The 15402-nt window shown below is 50.0% G+C and carries 15 protein-coding genes and 1 pseudogene; 12 read left to right on the forward strand and 4 right to left on the reverse strand.

The annotated features are described in order from the left end of the window. The first annotated feature begins 508 nt into the window (after window positions 1-508). The 3 genes and pseudogenes from Q4E64_RS08185 to Q4E64_RS08195 form a co-directional block, all read left to right on the forward strand. Window positions 509-1333 carry an Rpn family recombination-promoting nuclease/putative transposase gene (locus tag Q4E64_RS08185; RefSeq protein WP_303167356.1) on the forward strand — a complete coding sequence of 275 codons (825 nt, stop codon included), beginning with the start codon at window positions 509-511 and terminating at the stop codon, window positions 1331-1333. 299 nt (window positions 1334-1632) lie between these two features. Continuing rightward, the gene (locus tag Q4E64_RS08190) at window positions 1633-2463 is read left to right on the forward strand and encodes an Rpn family recombination-promoting nuclease/putative transposase (RefSeq protein ID WP_303167357.1); all 831 of its coding nucleotides are present in this window, start codon (window positions 1633-1635) and stop codon (window positions 2461-2463) included. A 28-nt stretch (window positions 2464-2491) separates the two neighbouring features. After that, window positions 2492-2632: pseudogene (locus Q4E64_RS08195) on the forward strand (amidohydrolase family protein); the annotation flags it as partial. 169 nt (window positions 2633-2801) lie between these two features. Here Q4E64_RS08195 and Q4E64_RS08200 read toward each other — a convergent pair. Both Q4E64_RS08200 and Q4E64_RS08205 read right to left on the reverse strand, forming a co-directional pair. Further along, complete coding sequence (locus Q4E64_RS08200; RefSeq protein WP_303167359.1) at window positions 2802-3635, reverse strand: SDR family oxidoreductase; 834 nt, start codon at window positions 3633-3635, stop codon at window positions 2802-2804. Window positions 3636-3791: 156 nt separating this feature from the next. After that, window positions 3792-4685 carry a LysR family transcriptional regulator gene (locus Q4E64_RS08205; RefSeq protein ID WP_303167360.1) on the reverse strand — a complete coding sequence of 298 codons (894 nt, stop codon included), beginning with the start codon at window positions 4683-4685 and terminating at the stop codon, window positions 3792-3794. 279 nt (window positions 4686-4964) lie between these two features. Between Q4E64_RS08205 and Q4E64_RS08210 the strand changes: the two genes are divergently transcribed. The 6 genes from Q4E64_RS08210 (at window position 4965) to hemL (ending at window position 11850) form a co-directional block, all read left to right on the forward strand. Then, the gene (locus Q4E64_RS08210) at window positions 4965-5666 is read left to right on the forward strand and encodes a bifunctional precorrin-2 dehydrogenase/sirohydrochlorin ferrochelatase (RefSeq protein ID WP_303167361.1); all 702 of its coding nucleotides are present in this window, start codon (window positions 4965-4967) and stop codon (window positions 5664-5666) included. Continuing rightward, window positions 5620-6924: a glutamyl-tRNA reductase gene (hemA, locus tag Q4E64_RS08215; protein ID WP_303167362.1), complete on the forward strand. Its 1305-nt coding sequence runs from the start codon at window positions 5620-5622 to the stop codon at window positions 6922-6924. Before Q4E64_RS08210 ends, hemA begins: the two co-directional genes overlap by 47 nt. Continuing rightward, the gene (gene hemC / locus Q4E64_RS08220) at window positions 6896-7816 is read left to right on the forward strand and encodes a hydroxymethylbilane synthase (RefSeq protein WP_303167363.1); all 921 of its coding nucleotides are present in this window, start codon (window positions 6896-6898) and stop codon (window positions 7814-7816) included. Before hemA ends, hemC begins: the two co-directional genes overlap by 29 nt. 13 nt (window positions 7817-7829) lie before the next feature. Beyond that, the gene (gene cobA, locus Q4E64_RS08225) at window positions 7830-9347 is read left to right on the forward strand and encodes a uroporphyrinogen-III C-methyltransferase (RefSeq protein ID WP_303167365.1); all 1518 of its coding nucleotides are present in this window, start codon (window positions 7830-7832) and stop codon (window positions 9345-9347) included. A 58-nt stretch (window positions 9348-9405) separates the two neighbouring features. Beyond that, window positions 9406-10398 carry a porphobilinogen synthase gene (hemB, locus tag Q4E64_RS08230; RefSeq protein ID WP_303167366.1) on the forward strand — a complete coding sequence of 331 codons (993 nt, stop codon included), beginning with the start codon at window positions 9406-9408 and terminating at the stop codon, window positions 10396-10398. 144 nt (window positions 10399-10542) lie between these two features. After that, window positions 10543-11850 carry a glutamate-1-semialdehyde 2,1-aminomutase gene (gene hemL / locus Q4E64_RS08235; protein ID WP_303167368.1) on the forward strand — a complete coding sequence of 436 codons (1308 nt, stop codon included), beginning with the start codon at window positions 10543-10545 and terminating at the stop codon, window positions 11848-11850. A gap of 101 nt (window positions 11851-11951) precedes the next feature. Here hemL and Q4E64_RS08240 read toward each other — a convergent pair whose 3' ends face one another. Continuing rightward, window positions 11952-13160 carry an ATP-binding protein gene (locus tag Q4E64_RS08240; RefSeq protein ID WP_368501551.1) on the reverse strand — a complete coding sequence of 403 codons (1209 nt, stop codon included), beginning with the start codon at window positions 13158-13160 and terminating at the stop codon, window positions 11952-11954. A 203-nt stretch (window positions 13161-13363) separates the two neighbouring features. Here Q4E64_RS08240 and Q4E64_RS08245 point away from each other — a divergent pair, with 203 nt between their 5' ends. The 3 genes from Q4E64_RS08245 (at window position 13364) to Q4E64_RS08255 (ending at window position 14678) form a co-directional block, all read left to right on the forward strand. After that, window positions 13364-13897 carry a flavodoxin family protein gene (locus Q4E64_RS08245; protein ID WP_303167370.1) on the forward strand — a complete coding sequence of 178 codons (534 nt, stop codon included), beginning with the start codon at window positions 13364-13366 and terminating at the stop codon, window positions 13895-13897. Window positions 13898-14044: 147 nt separating this feature from the next. Then, window positions 14045-14404, forward strand: coding sequence for a type II toxin-antitoxin system RelE/ParE family toxin (locus Q4E64_RS08250; RefSeq protein WP_368501552.1), 360 nt, complete (start codon window positions 14045-14047; stop codon window positions 14402-14404). A 1-nt stretch (window position 14405) separates the two neighbouring features. After that, entirely contained in the window at window positions 14406-14678 is a 273-nt protein-coding gene (locus Q4E64_RS08255) for a helix-turn-helix transcriptional regulator (RefSeq protein WP_303167372.1), read from the forward strand. 63 nt (window positions 14679-14741) lie between these two features. On the opposite strand, the gene Q4E64_RS08260 is transcribed toward Q4E64_RS08255, so the two are convergent. Then, window positions 14742-15350, reverse strand: a complete 609-nt coding sequence (locus Q4E64_RS08260; RefSeq protein ID WP_303167374.1) for a flavodoxin — start codon at window positions 15348-15350, stop codon at window positions 14742-14744. Between the last annotated feature and the right edge of the window lie 52 nt (window positions 15351-15402).

Genomic DNA, 15402 nt, shown 5'->3' on the forward strand with positions numbered 1-15402 from the left:
TTTTGAGATTAAAAACTTATGAAAATTTTACTTGACTTTTATTAGCAGGTCTTTTGCCGACAAAAGAAGTAACTACAAACACGCCTAACGTAACGCAAGAACGCCATAGAAAAAAATAAATACGAACGTTCTTTTCGGTATCGTTTCGTTCCCCTAAACCCCTCCCAATTTTATAATTCTATTTATAATTTTCTAAAAATTATCTTGCCAAGCACATCCTTTTTTGTTATAATATATAAAAGTCAAAAAATCAAAAGTCTAATCGTATCTCTTACCCTCTCCCCCAAAACTTTTTAAGAGATAATGCAGTACCAAGTCGGTTGTAACTCAAACGCAACCGGCGGTACTGCTTTTTTGTTTTACCGGCAACTGCCGCCCGCGCCCGGTAAAATATCCTTCCCGCCCGCAATTACCGCCCCGCAAGCGGAATACGAACCGCACCCGCCGCTAAAAAAGCAAAACTCCATGACAAAATAATCCGGAAAATGTTATAATTAAGGAGACGAGCATGACTAAATTTGAAGACCTGACAATCCAAAATAATTTCCTGTTCCAGCAGGTGATGAAAAACAAACGCATCTGCAAGCGTCTTATCGAAGAGCTGCTCAACATCAAAATCGCCGAGCTTTCCTATCCCTACGCCGAAAAAACGATTCAAACAGGCGTCGACAGCCGCGGCGTGCGGCTCGACATCATCGTCGCCGACGAAAAGCGCACGCATTATAACCTAGAAATGCAGGTAAAAAACAATAAAAGCGCGGAAACCGGCGAACCGCTTTTGCCGAAACGCACGCGCTATTACCAGGCGTCGCTTGATATGGATTTGCTTGGCAAAGGGCAGGATTTCGATAAGCTTAACGACACCTATATTATCTTTATCTGCGCCTTTGATTTATTCGACGAAGGAAGATACGTCTACACCTTTAAAAACAAATGCCTGGAGAATCCTGAATTAGAAATGGGCAACGGCGCGACGGTGGTGTTCGTCAATTCTTTGGGAAGCAAGGGCGACATTTCGCCCTTGGCTAAAAGCTTTTTGGCATATGTAAACGATAAAACCGTAAGCGACGAATTTACAGAAGAAGTGGACGCTGCCGTGGCTGCGCTCAAGCGCGACAGCGAGGTGAGGAGGCAGTTTATGTTGTTAGAAATGGCATTACACGACGAACGCATGGAAGGACGCAGGGAAGGTAGAGCAGAGGGTATACGCGACATTGCTCTCGATATGCTCAAGGATAAGTATACCTTAGCGCAGATTCTCAAGCTTTCCCGCTTGAGTAAGGAAGAAATTTACGCTTTGGCGCAGGCCAACGGCTTGGAAGTCCCCGTCTAAGCCGCAAGCCGCGCAAAATTTTACAGTGCGGCAAATTATGCCAATAAAATACGTAATCGTATCTCTTAGCCTCCCCCAAACTTTTTAAGAGATAATGCAGTACCAGGTCGGTTGTAACTCAAGCGCAACCGGCGGTACTGCTTTTTTGTTTTACCGGCAACTGCCGCCCGCGCCCGGTAAAATATCCTTCCCGCCCGCAATTACCGCCCCGCAAGCGGAATACGAACCGCACCCGCCGCTAAAAAAGCAAAACTCCATGACAAAATAATCCGGAAAATGTTATAATTAAGGAGACGAGCATGACTAAAAACAGCTTTGACACATTGCCCATCAGCAACGATTTTATGTTTAAGAAAGTTATGGAAAACAAGCGCCTGTGTAAAAAACTCGTCGGCGCAATTATGCAAAAGAAAATCGCCGATATTATTTACACCGAAACGGAAAAGACCATCGAGCCGTATTACGACAGCCGCGGCGTGCGTCTGGACGTTATCATTGCGGACGATAAACGCACGCGCTACAATCTGGAAATGCAGGTCAAAAATACTTTAGGCGATATAAGCGGCGAACCGGTGTTGCCTAAGCGCACGCGCTACTACCAGTCCATCATGGACATGGATATGCTGCAAAAAGGGCAGGATTTCGACGAATTAAATCCGTTGGTTTTAGTTTTCATCTGCGCATTTGATTTTTTCAACGAAGGGCGCTATGTCTACACCTTCAAAAGCAGATGCCTGGAAAATTTAGCGCTGGAACTCAAAAACGAAGTAACCGTACTGCTACTAAATTCGCAAGGTATGCGCGGCAACGTAACGCCGCTGGTCAAAAACTTTTTGCGTTACGTGAACGAAAACGTGCCTATTGATAAATTTACGCAGGAAGTAGAAACGGAGGTAGTACGGCTGCGGCAAGATAAGAAAGCGAGGCGAGAATACATGGTATTATCCACAAGATTAAAGGACGAACGCATGGAAGGACGCAGGGAAGAACGCGCTGCAAGAAATCGTGATATAGCGCTCGATATGCTCAAAGACAAGTATACCTTAGCTCAGATTCTCAAGCTTTCCCGCTTGAGTAAGGAAGAAATATACGCTTTGGCGCAGGCCAACGGTCTGCAAGTAGTCGAATAGCTTTACACCTCGCGTCTAAAATTTCAAAAACGATATTACCGGTTCTTTGGAAAATGGCAAGAGCGCCGACCTTTTGGTTATCGACGGCAATCCTTTGGAAAATATCCGCGCTATCAGCGTAGAAAATATGCAGGTAATTATGAAAGAGGGAGAATTTATCAGAGGCTAATCTGATTCGCTTCGAGATATAAGCAGTCATCATAAATTTCTTGGTGGCTGCGCCTAAATTAGAAACGAGCGCGTAAGCGCGCAAAACAAAATTTGAAAGCTGCAGCCAACTATTTTCAGAGTCGGCTGCAGCTTCCTTGCTTTTGGCGGTTTATACTTTACTTATAGAATTATAAATTCGCGGGTGCCAGCGGCCCGTAAAAATAACTGGCGGTAGCGCCGCCGTCAATCAAAAACGTAGAACCCGTAATAAACGCGCTCCTGTCGCTCAATAACAGCTCGGCCACATTAGCTACTTCATCCGCAGTGCCCGGACGTCCGGCGGGACACTTAGCAAACATATTCTTATAAAAATCGCCGCGCGGCCCGTTAAATTCGTCTATTGCCAAAGGCGTTACGATAATTCCCGGAGCAATGGCGTTAAGTCGCGCGCCACGTTCGCCCCATTTCACGGCTTCCGCCATTACGCGCTTTTCATTGCACCGTTTCGCTAATTGGTAAGCGTGCAACGTATCGCGGATATTTTGCGGCTGCAATAAGGGCAAGGATAGCAATTCTTCCGTCGGCGCGGTAGCAAGTAAAGCGTCATCTTCCGCCGACAAGGCCGGCATACGCCAACCGGACTGGCTGGAAATCGTGACGCCGGAACCGCCTCTTTTTATTATTTTTCCAACTTCTTCCAGTAAAACGGCCGTGCCGTACAAATCAACTTTTAAAATTGCTTCTATCGGCGCTTGGCTGGGCGAAACGCCCGCCGCGTTGACCAAGATAGCAATTTCGCCGAAGCTCTGCGCTAATCCGAGCATTTGCATAATCGACGCGCGCGAAGACAAATCCATTTCCGTCGGCGTAGTATCGAAACCCGCTTCGTTCATCGTTCTAGAAACAACCTTGGCGTTTTCCAGATTTTTATCGCCAATCACAATCTTCATGTTGCAGCCCATTCTGCGGGCGATAGCCATGCCTATTTGTCCGGCTCCCGTTAAAATCATTACGTTTTTCATTTCTAAAGCCTCCTGTTGCTCATGTATTTACTTTTATTTTACGTATGGCAGCCATGGAAAGCAATTCTCATTCACGGGAAAAGCAATAAGAAAAACTTATGGCAAAGGCGCGTCAACCGAAGTTGGCAAACGCGTCTCGGTCTAATAATTCATGTTTTAGTTATTTTCCGACGCAAACTGCGACTTTAACATATCGGCGAACTCTTCTACGTAATAGCCTGAATTATCGGCGCGCCAAAAAGCGCAGCTCGTCGATTTGATGGGTTTGCCTTTGCGCGTTAATAATACTCGGCTCAGCGCAGGCGCAAATTCCGGTTCGCGTTCGCCGCTGTCGACCGGTAAAAATCCTTTATTTCGGATTACTAAAAAACGCGCTTCCTCTAAATTTTCCGCAAACAAAAAATCTCCCCGGACGCCTAAAACGTCGCGGTAATAGTTTCGTTCCGTTTCTTGCTGCTCAGCGGCCGCCACTAAAATGCAAGGAATATTTTTTAACTGCGCCAGCTCTACGCTGAACAAAGCGGACAACGGATTTCTTGCCGCTATTTCTACGTAAACGTCGCGTATAGCTAAAACGCAATTAACATATTCGTCCGAAAACGCCCTGCGTTGGTCGCTTAATATTAAATCGACGCCGTCGTTGCGCAAAGCGTAGTACAAGTCTTCATGGCTGCCGCTCATAATCTGCACGGCAACATTGGGATATTTGGCCGCAAAGTCTGCGATTGCCAAAGCAAATTCTTGCCTGCTATGGCTCTTTAAATAACCTATACGCAATTCCAAAGCCGTCCTTTGCGCTATACGAACGGTTTCGCGGCGCAGCCTTTCAAAATCTGCCGTCAGTATAAGGCTTTGACGGTAAAAATGTTCTCCCGCAGGCGTTAGCGAAAATTTTCTGTTTTCGCGGTTTAATAATCTGACTCCTAATTCGTTTTCCAAATTTTGCAGCTGTTGCGAGATTGCGGATTGCGAAATAAAACATTCTTCCGCAGCTTCTGTAAAATTTTTGCAGCGGACAACCGCTTGAAAATATTTAATTTGCTTGAGCATTGTTTTACCTCCCACGCTGTTGGCAGCAAGAACGCTTTTGCTCATTCGCCTTTATCAAAGCGTTCGTCTATTACCAATAATATCATATGCTAAGCCGACGGCAATAGCAATACGAAAACAAATTTTGCGCCGCCGTGAAAAAATTTAGGCGCGAAAACTAAAACGGCCGGAGCAGCGTCGGGCATTTTCTTTTTCCCGCTTTCCCGAACAAATTCACGCTTCTATGCTTTATAAAATATGTGATTTATGGTATCATATATAAGTTAAGAAGACTGTTTAATGAAATATATTATCGTTTCCCGGCAGGTGAATAAAGCAATGCTTATTAAGAACGATTTTTACTACCCGGCAATGCTGCGCTTACAAGGAAAGCGCTGCGTGATTGTCGGCGGCGGCGCAGTGGCGGCGCGCAAGCTGTTGTCGCTGTGCGCAGCCCAGGCTTGCGTTACGGTCGTCGCCCCGAAGTTTAGTAGCGAACTGCAAAAGCGGGCGCAGCTTTATAATTGCAAATTAGTGCGCGCGGCTTACGACCCGCAGTACCTTGACGGCGCTTTCATCGTCGTCGCCGCTACGGACAGCGCCGCAGTCAACAGACAAATCACAGCCGACGCGCCCTGCCTGTGCAATAATATTACCGAGCCGGAGCTGAGCAATTTCATCGTTCCCTCGTCCTTCAGGCAGAGAAATATCGCCGTAGCTTTGGCGACCGGCGGCGTGCCGGCCTTTACGCATTTGCTCAAAAAACTTTTGCAGCGCGCCGTAACGCCGGAGCTGGCGGACTTCAACGAATTTTTGCGCCAGCAGCGCGCGGCGGCGCGACAAATACCTTCCACGCCCGCGCAGCGCACAGCCTTTTGGCGGCAAACGCTGGACGACGAAATTTTAAATTTATTAACGGCAGGCCAAGCTGCTCAAGCAAAGGAGAAAATCATCGATGCAATTAACGGTTTTAGGACTCAATCACAAAACGGCGCCCGTTGAAATCCGTGAACGCTTTAATTTCAGCAGCGACCGGGTAGCCAGCATACTTCGGCGTATGCGCAATTACGATAACATCCCCGAAGCCATGCTGCTTTCTACCTGCAACCGCACGGAGCTGTACATGGTTATCGAAAATCCGCGCGAGGCCATTCCCTTTTTAAAGCATCTGCTCAAGCATTTGGCGGGCGAAAATTATAAGGGCGAATATTTTTATAATCTGACCGGCACCTTATGCGTAAGGCATCTCTTCCGCGTCGCCTCCAGTCTGGATTCGCTGATTATCGGCGAAGGGCAGATTTTGAGCCAGATTAAAAACGCTTACCAAATCGCCCGCAACAGCGGCATGACGGATACGATTTTAAATACGCTGATGAACCGCGCCATCGCCGTGGGCAAGCGCGTGCGCACGGAAACGAAGATCGCTTACAGCAGCGTGTCTGTTTCCAGCGCCGCCGTCGATCTGGCCATCGATATTTTGGGCGATTTGACGCGCGCCAATATCCTCGTAGTCGGCGCGGGCCACATGAGCGAGCTGACGGCGCGCCATCTCATCGACAAGGGCGCGAAAACAATTTTCGTCAGCAACCGCAATTTTGACCACGCCCAGGAGCTGGCCGAAAAATTCAGCGGCACGGCCATCCCCTATCAGGAAATGTTCAAGCAGGCGGCGCAGGCCGATATCATCATCACCTCTACCGGCGCGCCCCATTATGTGCTGACCGCCGAAAATTTAGGGCCGTTACTGCCCCAGCGTCAGGGACGGCCGCTGATTCTTATCGATATCGCCGTGCCCCGCGACGTGGACCCGGCCTTAAACGGCATGAAGGGCGTGACCGTCTATAATATCGACGACCTAGAGGACGTGGTGGACGTCAATAAAAATTTCCGCAGCCACGAAGCGCAAATTGCCGAGCAAATTATCGCCGAAGAAATCGAAGCGCTCAAAGAACGCCTGCGCTATTACACCATGCGTCCCGTAATGGTGCAGCTGCACGACAAAATGAATTTTCTGCGCCAGAAGGTGCTCAAAAAAGCCTTTATCAAGCTGCCGGAGCTGACGGACGGGCAACGCCGCATTATCGATTTGATGACTCAGAGGCTGGAGCATAAATTCCTGCGCGAGCCCATGAAGGCCATGAACGCCGTAGCCGGTACGCCGGAGGAGGAACGCTACAAAAAAATGATGTGCGATTTATTCTTACTGAACGAAAGCGGAGAGGAGTTTGGCGATGAAAGCAAAATTGAAGATTGGGACTAGGCAAAGCCTGCTGGCTCTGTGGCAGAGCAACCACATTGCAGCCTGCCTGCGCCGGCAATATCCCGAATGCGAAATAGAATTAAAAAAGATAGTTACCAAGGGCGATAAAATTTTGGACGTGCCCCTGGCGCAAATCGGCGGCAAGGGACTCTTCACCAAAGAAATCGAAGAAGAACTGCTGAGCGGCGAAATCGATTTAGCGGTTCACAGCCTGAAGGATATGCCCACGGTGCTGCCCGAAGGCTTGTGCCTGACGGCCATCACCACTCGCGCCAACGTAGGCGACGCTTTCGTCAGCAATAAATACGCCAGCTTCGCCGAGCTGCCGCTGGGCGCGGTAGTCGGCACCTCCAGCCTGCGCCGCAGGGCCCAGCTGTTAGCCGCCCGCCCCGATTTAGATATCCGGGATTTGCGCGGCAATGTGGATACCCGCCTGCGCAAGCTGGACGAGGGCCTATACGACGCCGTTATTCTGGCAGCCGCAGGTCTGGAGCGTTTGGGCCACGCCGACCGCATTCAAAGCTTGATTCCCTCCGCCGTTTGCCTGCCTGCCGTGGGCCAGGGCGCTTTGGCAATCGAATGCCGCGACGGCGACAAGGAAACGCGCGCCATGCTGGACTTTTTAAACGACCTGCCCACACGTCAGGCCACCGGCGCCGAACGCGCCTTTTTGGGCTTAGTCGAAGGCGGCTGTCAGGTTCCCATCGGCGTGCACGCCGACGTGGAGGGCAATAAAATCCGCGTGGAGGCTATCATCGCCGCTTTGGACGGCAGCACCGTTTTACGCGACACAATTACAGGCAGCGCCGACGACGCCGTCAGCCTGGGACAAGAATTAGGCAGAAAAATGCTGGCTAACGGCGGCCGGGAAATTTTGGCCGCCATACTTTAAGGAGAGTGACATAATGACTAAACAGGGTAAAGTTTATTTGATAGGCGCAGGCCCCGGCGACCCCGGCTTATTAGGCTTAAAAGCCAAGGAATGTCTGGAAACCGCCGACGCCGTAGTTTACGACCGCCTGGCCGACCCCCGCATTCTGGCCTTCGCCCGCAAGGACGCAGAAATGGTTTACGTGGGCAAGGCCAGCGCCAACCACACCATGCGCCAGCCCGATATCAATAAATTGCTTGTCAAGCTGGCCCAGGAAGGCAAAACCGTCGCCCGCTTAAAGGGCGGCGACCCCTTCGTTTTCGGCCGCGGCGGCGAAGAAGCCATCGAGCTGCTGGAAGCGGGCCAGCCCTTTGAATTCGTTCCCGGCGTTACCAGCGCCATTGCCGTCGCCGAATACGCCGGTATCCCCGTTACCCACCGCCATGTGGCGACCTCCTTTGCCGTAATCACCGGCCACGAGGACCCGACGAAAGGCGAATCCACCATTAACTGGCAGGGCTTGGCCACCGCCGTCGATACGCTCGTCTTCCTCATGGGCGTGGAAAATATTGAAAAAATCAGCAAGCAGCTCATCGCCAACGGTCGCAGTGCAAGCTGCCCCGCCGCCGTTATCCGCTGGGGCACCCATCCGGAGCAGCGCACGCTCGTCACCACACTGGGCGCAGCCGCCGAAGACGTCAAGAAAAATAATTTGAAGCCCCCCGCCATCTTCATCGTCGGCGAGGTAGTTAAGCTGCGCGAGCAGCTGCAATGGTTCGACAACAAGCCGCTGTTCGGCAAAACCGTTATCGTCACCCGCGCCCGCGCTCAGGCCAGCGAGCTGACCAAAAAACTGGAAGCCCGGGGCGCAAAGGTTATCGAAGTCCCGGCAATCAAAATCGTCCCGGCCGCCGATTACGCTCCTTTGGATAAAGCTATCGGCGAGCTCAACGCTTATAAATGGCTGGTCTTCACCAGCGCCAACGGCGTGGATTATTTCTTCCAACGCTTACTGCAAGCAGGCAAAGACGCCCGCGCCCTGGCCAACGCCAAGCTGGCGGCCATCGGCAGCGCCACCGCGCAAGCCCTGGCGGAACGCGGCCTCGCCGCCGACCTTATTCCCTCCGCCTACAAAGCGGAAGAACTGGCCGAAGCCTTGGCTGATAAAATCGTTCCCGGCGATAAAATTTTAATCGCCCGCGCCAAGGTGGCCCGCGAAGTGCTGCCCGAATCCCTGCGCAAAATCGGCGCGGACGTAAACGTCGTTACGGCTTACGAAACGGTTGCCGACTGCGAAAACAAGGACGAGCTTTTGGCAGCCTTACAAAACGGCGACGCCAGCGTCGTAACCTTCACCAGCTCTTCCACCGTGACCAACCTGCTGAAAGTTTTGGGCAACGAGCAAAAATTATTAGCCAACGCCGCGCTTGCCGCCATCGGCCCCGTGACCGCGGAAACTTTGCGCAAGCACGGCTTCGCTCCGGCAATTGAAGCGCAAGAATATACCATCGACGGCTTAATGCGAGCTATCGAAAATTTTTATCATAAATAAGCGCCGACAAAAGTCAGCCGCTTCCTTTCGTCATAATTATGTAAGGAGTGAATGCAAAATGTCCATTACAGGTTTTCCCATCTACCGTCCGCGCCGCACGCGCGCTACCGAAAATCTGCGCGCTATGATCCGCGAAACGGAAGTATCCGCTAAAGATTTAATTTATCCGATTTTCGTCGTGCCCGGCGAAAATATTAAACACGAAATCGAATCCCTGCCCGGAAATTACCACTGGTCCGTCGACCGCGTTTCCGAATGCGTGGACGAGGTAGTTAAGCTGGGCATCCCCGCGATTATCCTGTTCGGCGTGCCGTCCTACAAGGACGCCGTCGGCAGCAGCGCCTGGGATATGAACGAACCCGTGCAAAAGGCCTGCAAACTCATCAAAGAAAAATATCCCGACCTCGTTATTATTACCGACGTCTGCATGTGCGAATATACCGAGCACGGCCACTGCGGCGTTTTGGAAAACGGCTGCACCGTCAACAACGACGAAACCCTGCCGCTGCTGGCGAAGGTCGCCGTTTCCCATTGCCGGGCAGGCGCCGATATGATTGCGCCCTCCAATATGATGGATGGCTATGTGAAGGCCATTCGCGAAGCGCTGGACGCCGCCGGGTTTAATAACATTCCCATCATGGCGTACTCCGCAAAATTTGCTTCCGCCTATTACGGTCCCTTCCGCGCGGCAGCAGACTCTACTCCATCCGCAGGCGACCGCAAGGGCTACCAGATGGACCCGGCCAACGGCGACGAAGCGCTGCGCGAAGTGGCGCTGGATATCGAAGAAGGCGCGGACATTGTGATGGTTAAACCCGCGCTGGCATTTTTGGATATCGTGCGGCGCGTCCATGAAACCTTTAACCGTCCGCTGTGCGTTTACAATGTCAGCGGCGAATACGCCATGGTTAAAGCCGCGGCGGCCAAAGGCTGGATTGACGAAAAACGCATCGTTATGGAAACTATGCTGGGCTTCAAACGCGCCGGCGCGAAAATGATTATCACCTATCATGCGCTGGACGTGGCAAAATGGCTGCAAGAAAATCGCTGATAAAGCCTTTTGGATAAACCAAAAATAAAGCAGTCGAGAAAGTACCAGATGCGAGGCGTGGCGACGACGGCGTATAATTAATACTCCTAGGAGCCATAACGAAGCAGATGGTATTTTATCGGCTGCTTTGAAGGAAGGATTATTATGACTAACATAAAATCAACTCACGCCTTTGAAGAAGCGCGCCACTACATCCCCGGCGGCGTCAACAGCCCCGTCCGCTCCTTCCGCAGCGTCGGCGGCGTGCCGCCCTTTATCGCCGGCGGCAAGGGCAGTAAAATCTACGATATCGACGGCAACGAATATATCGATTACGTTTTGAGCTACGGCCCGCTGCTTATGGGCCACGCTCCCGATTGCGTAACGAAAGCGATTCAGGCGGCGGCAGAAAAGGGCACGTCCTACGGCGCGCCTACGCTGGCCGAAACCGAGCTGGCCAAATTAGTCTGCCGCTTAGTTCCCTCCATGGACATGGTGCGCATGGTCAACAGCGGCACGGAAGCGACGATGAGCGCCCTGCGCCTGGCCCGCGCCTACACGGGACGCGACTGCATCGTAAAATTTATCGGCTGCTATCACGGCCACCACGACAGTTTGCTGGTGAAGGCCGGCAGCGGCGCTACCACCTTCGGCGTGCCGGACAGCCCCGGCGTGCCTAAAGCCGTAGCGTCCACCACCATCACCGTGCCGTTCAATAATTTGCCCGCGCTGGAAAAAGTTTTCGCCGAGCGCGGCGCGGAAATCGCGGCCGTAATTTTAGAGCCCACCCCCGGCAATATGGGCTTAGTGCTGCCGCATGACGGCTATCTGCAGGCGGTGCGCGAGCTGACTAAAAAATATGGCGCTCTCTTAATCTGCGACGAAGTGATGAGCGGTTTCCGCAGCGCCCAGGGCGGCAGCCAGTCGCTGTACGAAATCGACCCGGATATTACCTGCCTGGGCAAGGTTATCGGCGGCGGCCTGCCGGTAGCGGCCTACGGCGGCAAGCGCGAAATCATGCAGCAGGTTTCGCCTGCGGGGCCGATGTACCAGGCCGGAACCCTGAGCGGCAATCCGTTGGCGATGGCCGCAGGCATAGCGGCGCTGAACTATATGGAGCAGCATAAGGTCTGCGAAAAGCTGGAGAGTATGACCGCTATTTTAACCGGCGGGCTGGAACGCGCCGCAGCCAAAGCGGGCATGCCCGTGCAGGTGCACCGTCTGGGCAGTATGTTCACCGTCTTTTTCAGCGATAAGCCTGTAGAAGATTACGACGGCGCGGCGGCATGCGATTTGGAAGCTTTCAAAATTTACTTCCATTCCATGCTGGAGCAGGGCGTTTACCTGCCGCCGTCCCAGTTTGAAACCAATTTCCTCTCGCTGGCGCACAGCCCGGAGGATATTCAAAAAACTATCGACGCCGCAGCCAACGCTTTCGCAAAAGTCGCGCAAGCTAGAGGATATAAGGCGTAAACGAATCTAAAATTTAGAAATACAAAACCACCGTAAGGCGAGCAAGTACAGCCCTCAAGCTTACGGTGGTTTTGCTTTACAGATTTTATTTTAAAATTTCGTTACCATTGACCGAGTAAAAAATCTTTAATATTATAGTGAATAATCCCGTTGCGGCTCAAATCAAATTCGTCCATGGAAACTACATACTTAGGAAAATTATCCTCGATACCGTCGTATGCGCCAAATTCCCGTTCCACAGTTTCCGGCGACGCTAACAGATAAGTCACCTGAATATAAATTTTCTTGCCCTGCTTTACAGCCGCAAAATCTATTTCCTGCGCGCCGTTGCGCCCTACATATACCGTATACCCGCGCCGCAAAAGCTCCAGATAAACTATATTTTCCAAAATCAAATTGATATTGGGCAAATTGCCGCCAAACACCGCCTCGCGAATGCCATGGTCCGCCATATAATATTTTTCGTTCACAGCCAGCAATTTTTTCCCTTGTAAATCTTCGCACTTAACCTGATAAAATAAAAACGCATCCGTAGCCGCTTTAAGATAATTTAAAATAGTTTCTGCCGCGACTTTGCGTCCTTCGCTTTTAAAATATTTTGTGATGCTGTTAGCGGAAAAACTATTGCCTGTATTCACCGTTAAATAGGCGATAATTCTTTCCAATAAATCCACGTCTCTAATATTATTCCGTTTTACAATATCCTTTAACTCTACAGAATTATACAAATCCTGCAAGTACTGACGGCACGGCGCTTGTTCGTAACGCAAAACGCTTAAATAAGGCATGCCGCCAAACGTCAAATATTCTGCAAAGCGCTGCGCTAAAGAATAGTCCGGAAAAACTTCTTGATGCAGCTCGCAAAATTCTGCAAAAGAAAACGGATAAATAATAAATTCTACATAACGGCCGGCTAAATACGTCGCCAATTCGCCGCTCAGCAATTTAGCGTTGGAACCCGTAAGATAAATATCGCAGTCCAAAGCCACGCGCAAGGAATTGATACATTTTTCCCAAGACGCCACCTCCTGTATTTCGTCAAAAAACAAATATGCCTTGCCCTTAATTTGGCGCGCCCTCGCCGTAATTTCTTCATGCAAAGCCTCCGCCGTACATAAACGCGCGTTGCTTAAATTTTCAAAATTGATAGTAATAAAATTTTCCGCAGCGATGCCGCGTGCCAATAATTCATTTTTAATCAGCTCCAACATTACGGATTTGCCGCTGCGGCGAATACCTGTAATTACCTTAATCAAATCATTCCCAATAAAAGGACGTATCTTTTGCATATATAATTCGCGCGTAATCATTATATCCCTTCTTTCGGTTTCATCTTATCACAGTTATAACTGAAGCGCAAGCAAATTTTGTTGCTCATTTCAGTTATAACTGAAGAAATCACGATTTTCATCGCTCGTTTCGGTTATAACTGAAGAAAATTTTCTCTTGACTTCAAGCAAGGTTCAAGTTGTAAAATAAAAATACAATCCAATCTATCAGGAGGAAGAAAAATATGAGCAAGAAAGTTTTAATTTTAGGCGGCAGTCCGCGTAAGGGCGGCAATTCCGATATTTTGTGCGACGAATTCCGCAAGGGTGCGGAGGCCGCCGGTCACACGGTAGAAAAAATCCGCTTACAGGAAAAGAAAATCAATTACTGCCTGGCCTGCTACGGCTGCCGTGAAAGCGGCAAATGCGTGCAAAAGGACGACGCCAACGAAATCATCGACAAGATGCAGGCAGCCGACGTCATCGTTTTGGCCACGCCCGTTTATTTTTATTCCATGAGCGGCCAAATGAAAACTTTTATCGACCGCGCCGTTGCCAAATGGACGCAAATCGTCGATAAGGAATTTTATTTTATCGCCACCGCCGCCGAACATAAAGCTTCGATGGAACGTACTATGGACGCATTGTACGGCTTTACCGACTGTTTGACGGGCGCCGCAGTCAAGGGCAAAATTTACGGCGAAGGCGTTTACCAAAAGGGCGAAGTGAAAGCTACGCCCGCTATGCAGGAAGCGTACCGCATGGGGCAAAATATTTAAACGCCGCTCCACCGGCCGCTTAAAATGTAATAGCGCATACAAAAAAGCTGGCGCATTAAGCTTACCGTTAAGCTCGTGCGCCAGCTTTTGCTTTAATTGACAATATTCCCTCAAAGGAATATAATATGTTTAAAGGCGGTGCGTAATTTGTTTGACGTTGATTTTTACAGACTCGAAAACGGGGAAGCTCCTGTAGAAATTTTTTTGGATAGCCTTAATATCAAAATGCGAAACAAAGCGTTAGATAGTCTTTTGCTTTTGGAAGAATTTGGAAATACCTTGCGAGAACCGCATTCCAAACACATTGAAAGCGGCATTTTTGAATTAAGAATTAAATTTGCCAGCGACATCAGCAGAATATTTTATTTTTTCTACGTCGGCAATAAAATAATCCTTACTAACGGCTTCATCAAAAAGACTAGCAAAACTCCAAAATCAGAATTAAATTTGGCGAAGAAATATAAAGCGGATTACGAAAAACGCTTTGGCGCCAAGGAGGCGAAGTGAAATGAGCGATTTAAAAAAATATTTTGCCAAACAAATGCAAGATCCGGAATTTAAAGCTGAACACGACGCTACCAGAGTTGAATTTGAAGTAGTTCGCGCATTAGCGGCAGCGAGAGCAGAAACTCATATAACGCAGCATGAATTGTCCCTGCGGTCCGGCGTCCGCCAATCCAACATCAGCCGTATAGAAAGCGGCGCTTGCATACCTACGCTTGCTACATTACAAGCCCTGGCGCGAGGAATGAATAAAAAACTAATTATTGATTTTAAATAAGCCAAAAAGCTGGCGCATTAAGCTTACCGTTAAGCTCGTGCGCCAGCTTTTTTTTGCGTGTGCTTATTTTTTATATCCCAATTTATTCAGCCATTCGTCAATGCCCTGCGGGCGGTTGACGGTGATGCCGTCGATTACTTTAGCGTTTTTCTTATTTAACGCGTCGTGCAGCTTGGGCAGGGTTTCGCTGATATCGCTGCCGCCGCTGGTACAGAACAGCACTACGGTTTTGCCGCTCAAATTACTTTTCTCGATAAAGCTGAACACCGCCATGGGCGCCTGGTGCCACCAAATGGGATAGCCGATAAAAATCACGTCGTAGTTTTGCTTATCCGGCAGCGTCCCCTGCAGCGCCGGGCGCGCGTCGTTCTGCATTTCGGCCTTCGCTACTTCGGTACACTCGCGGTAAGCGGACGGATAGGGATTTACCGTAGCAATTTTAAACAGGTCGCCGCCGATAATTTTTTGCGCGTCCTGCGCCGCCCTTTCGGTCGTGCCGCTATAAGTAAAATAAGCGATTAAAGTCTTTTTGCCCTGCAAGCCTTCGCTTGCCGCCGTCGGAGCCGTTTTGGCCGGAGCGGGCTGCGCCGCGCTGCTTGGAGTTTGTCCGCCGCAAGCGGCGACAATTAGCGCTACAAAAACCAACATTAAAACGGTAATTAATTTTTTCATACGTCCTCCTTAGCTTATAGCCGCCGCTACCGGCGGCTTATTTATTTTTATT

This window comes from Phascolarctobacterium sp. (assembly GCF_030531065.1).
Taxonomy (GTDB): domain Bacteria; phylum Bacillota; class Negativicutes; order Acidaminococcales; family Acidaminococcaceae; genus Phascolarctobacterium_A.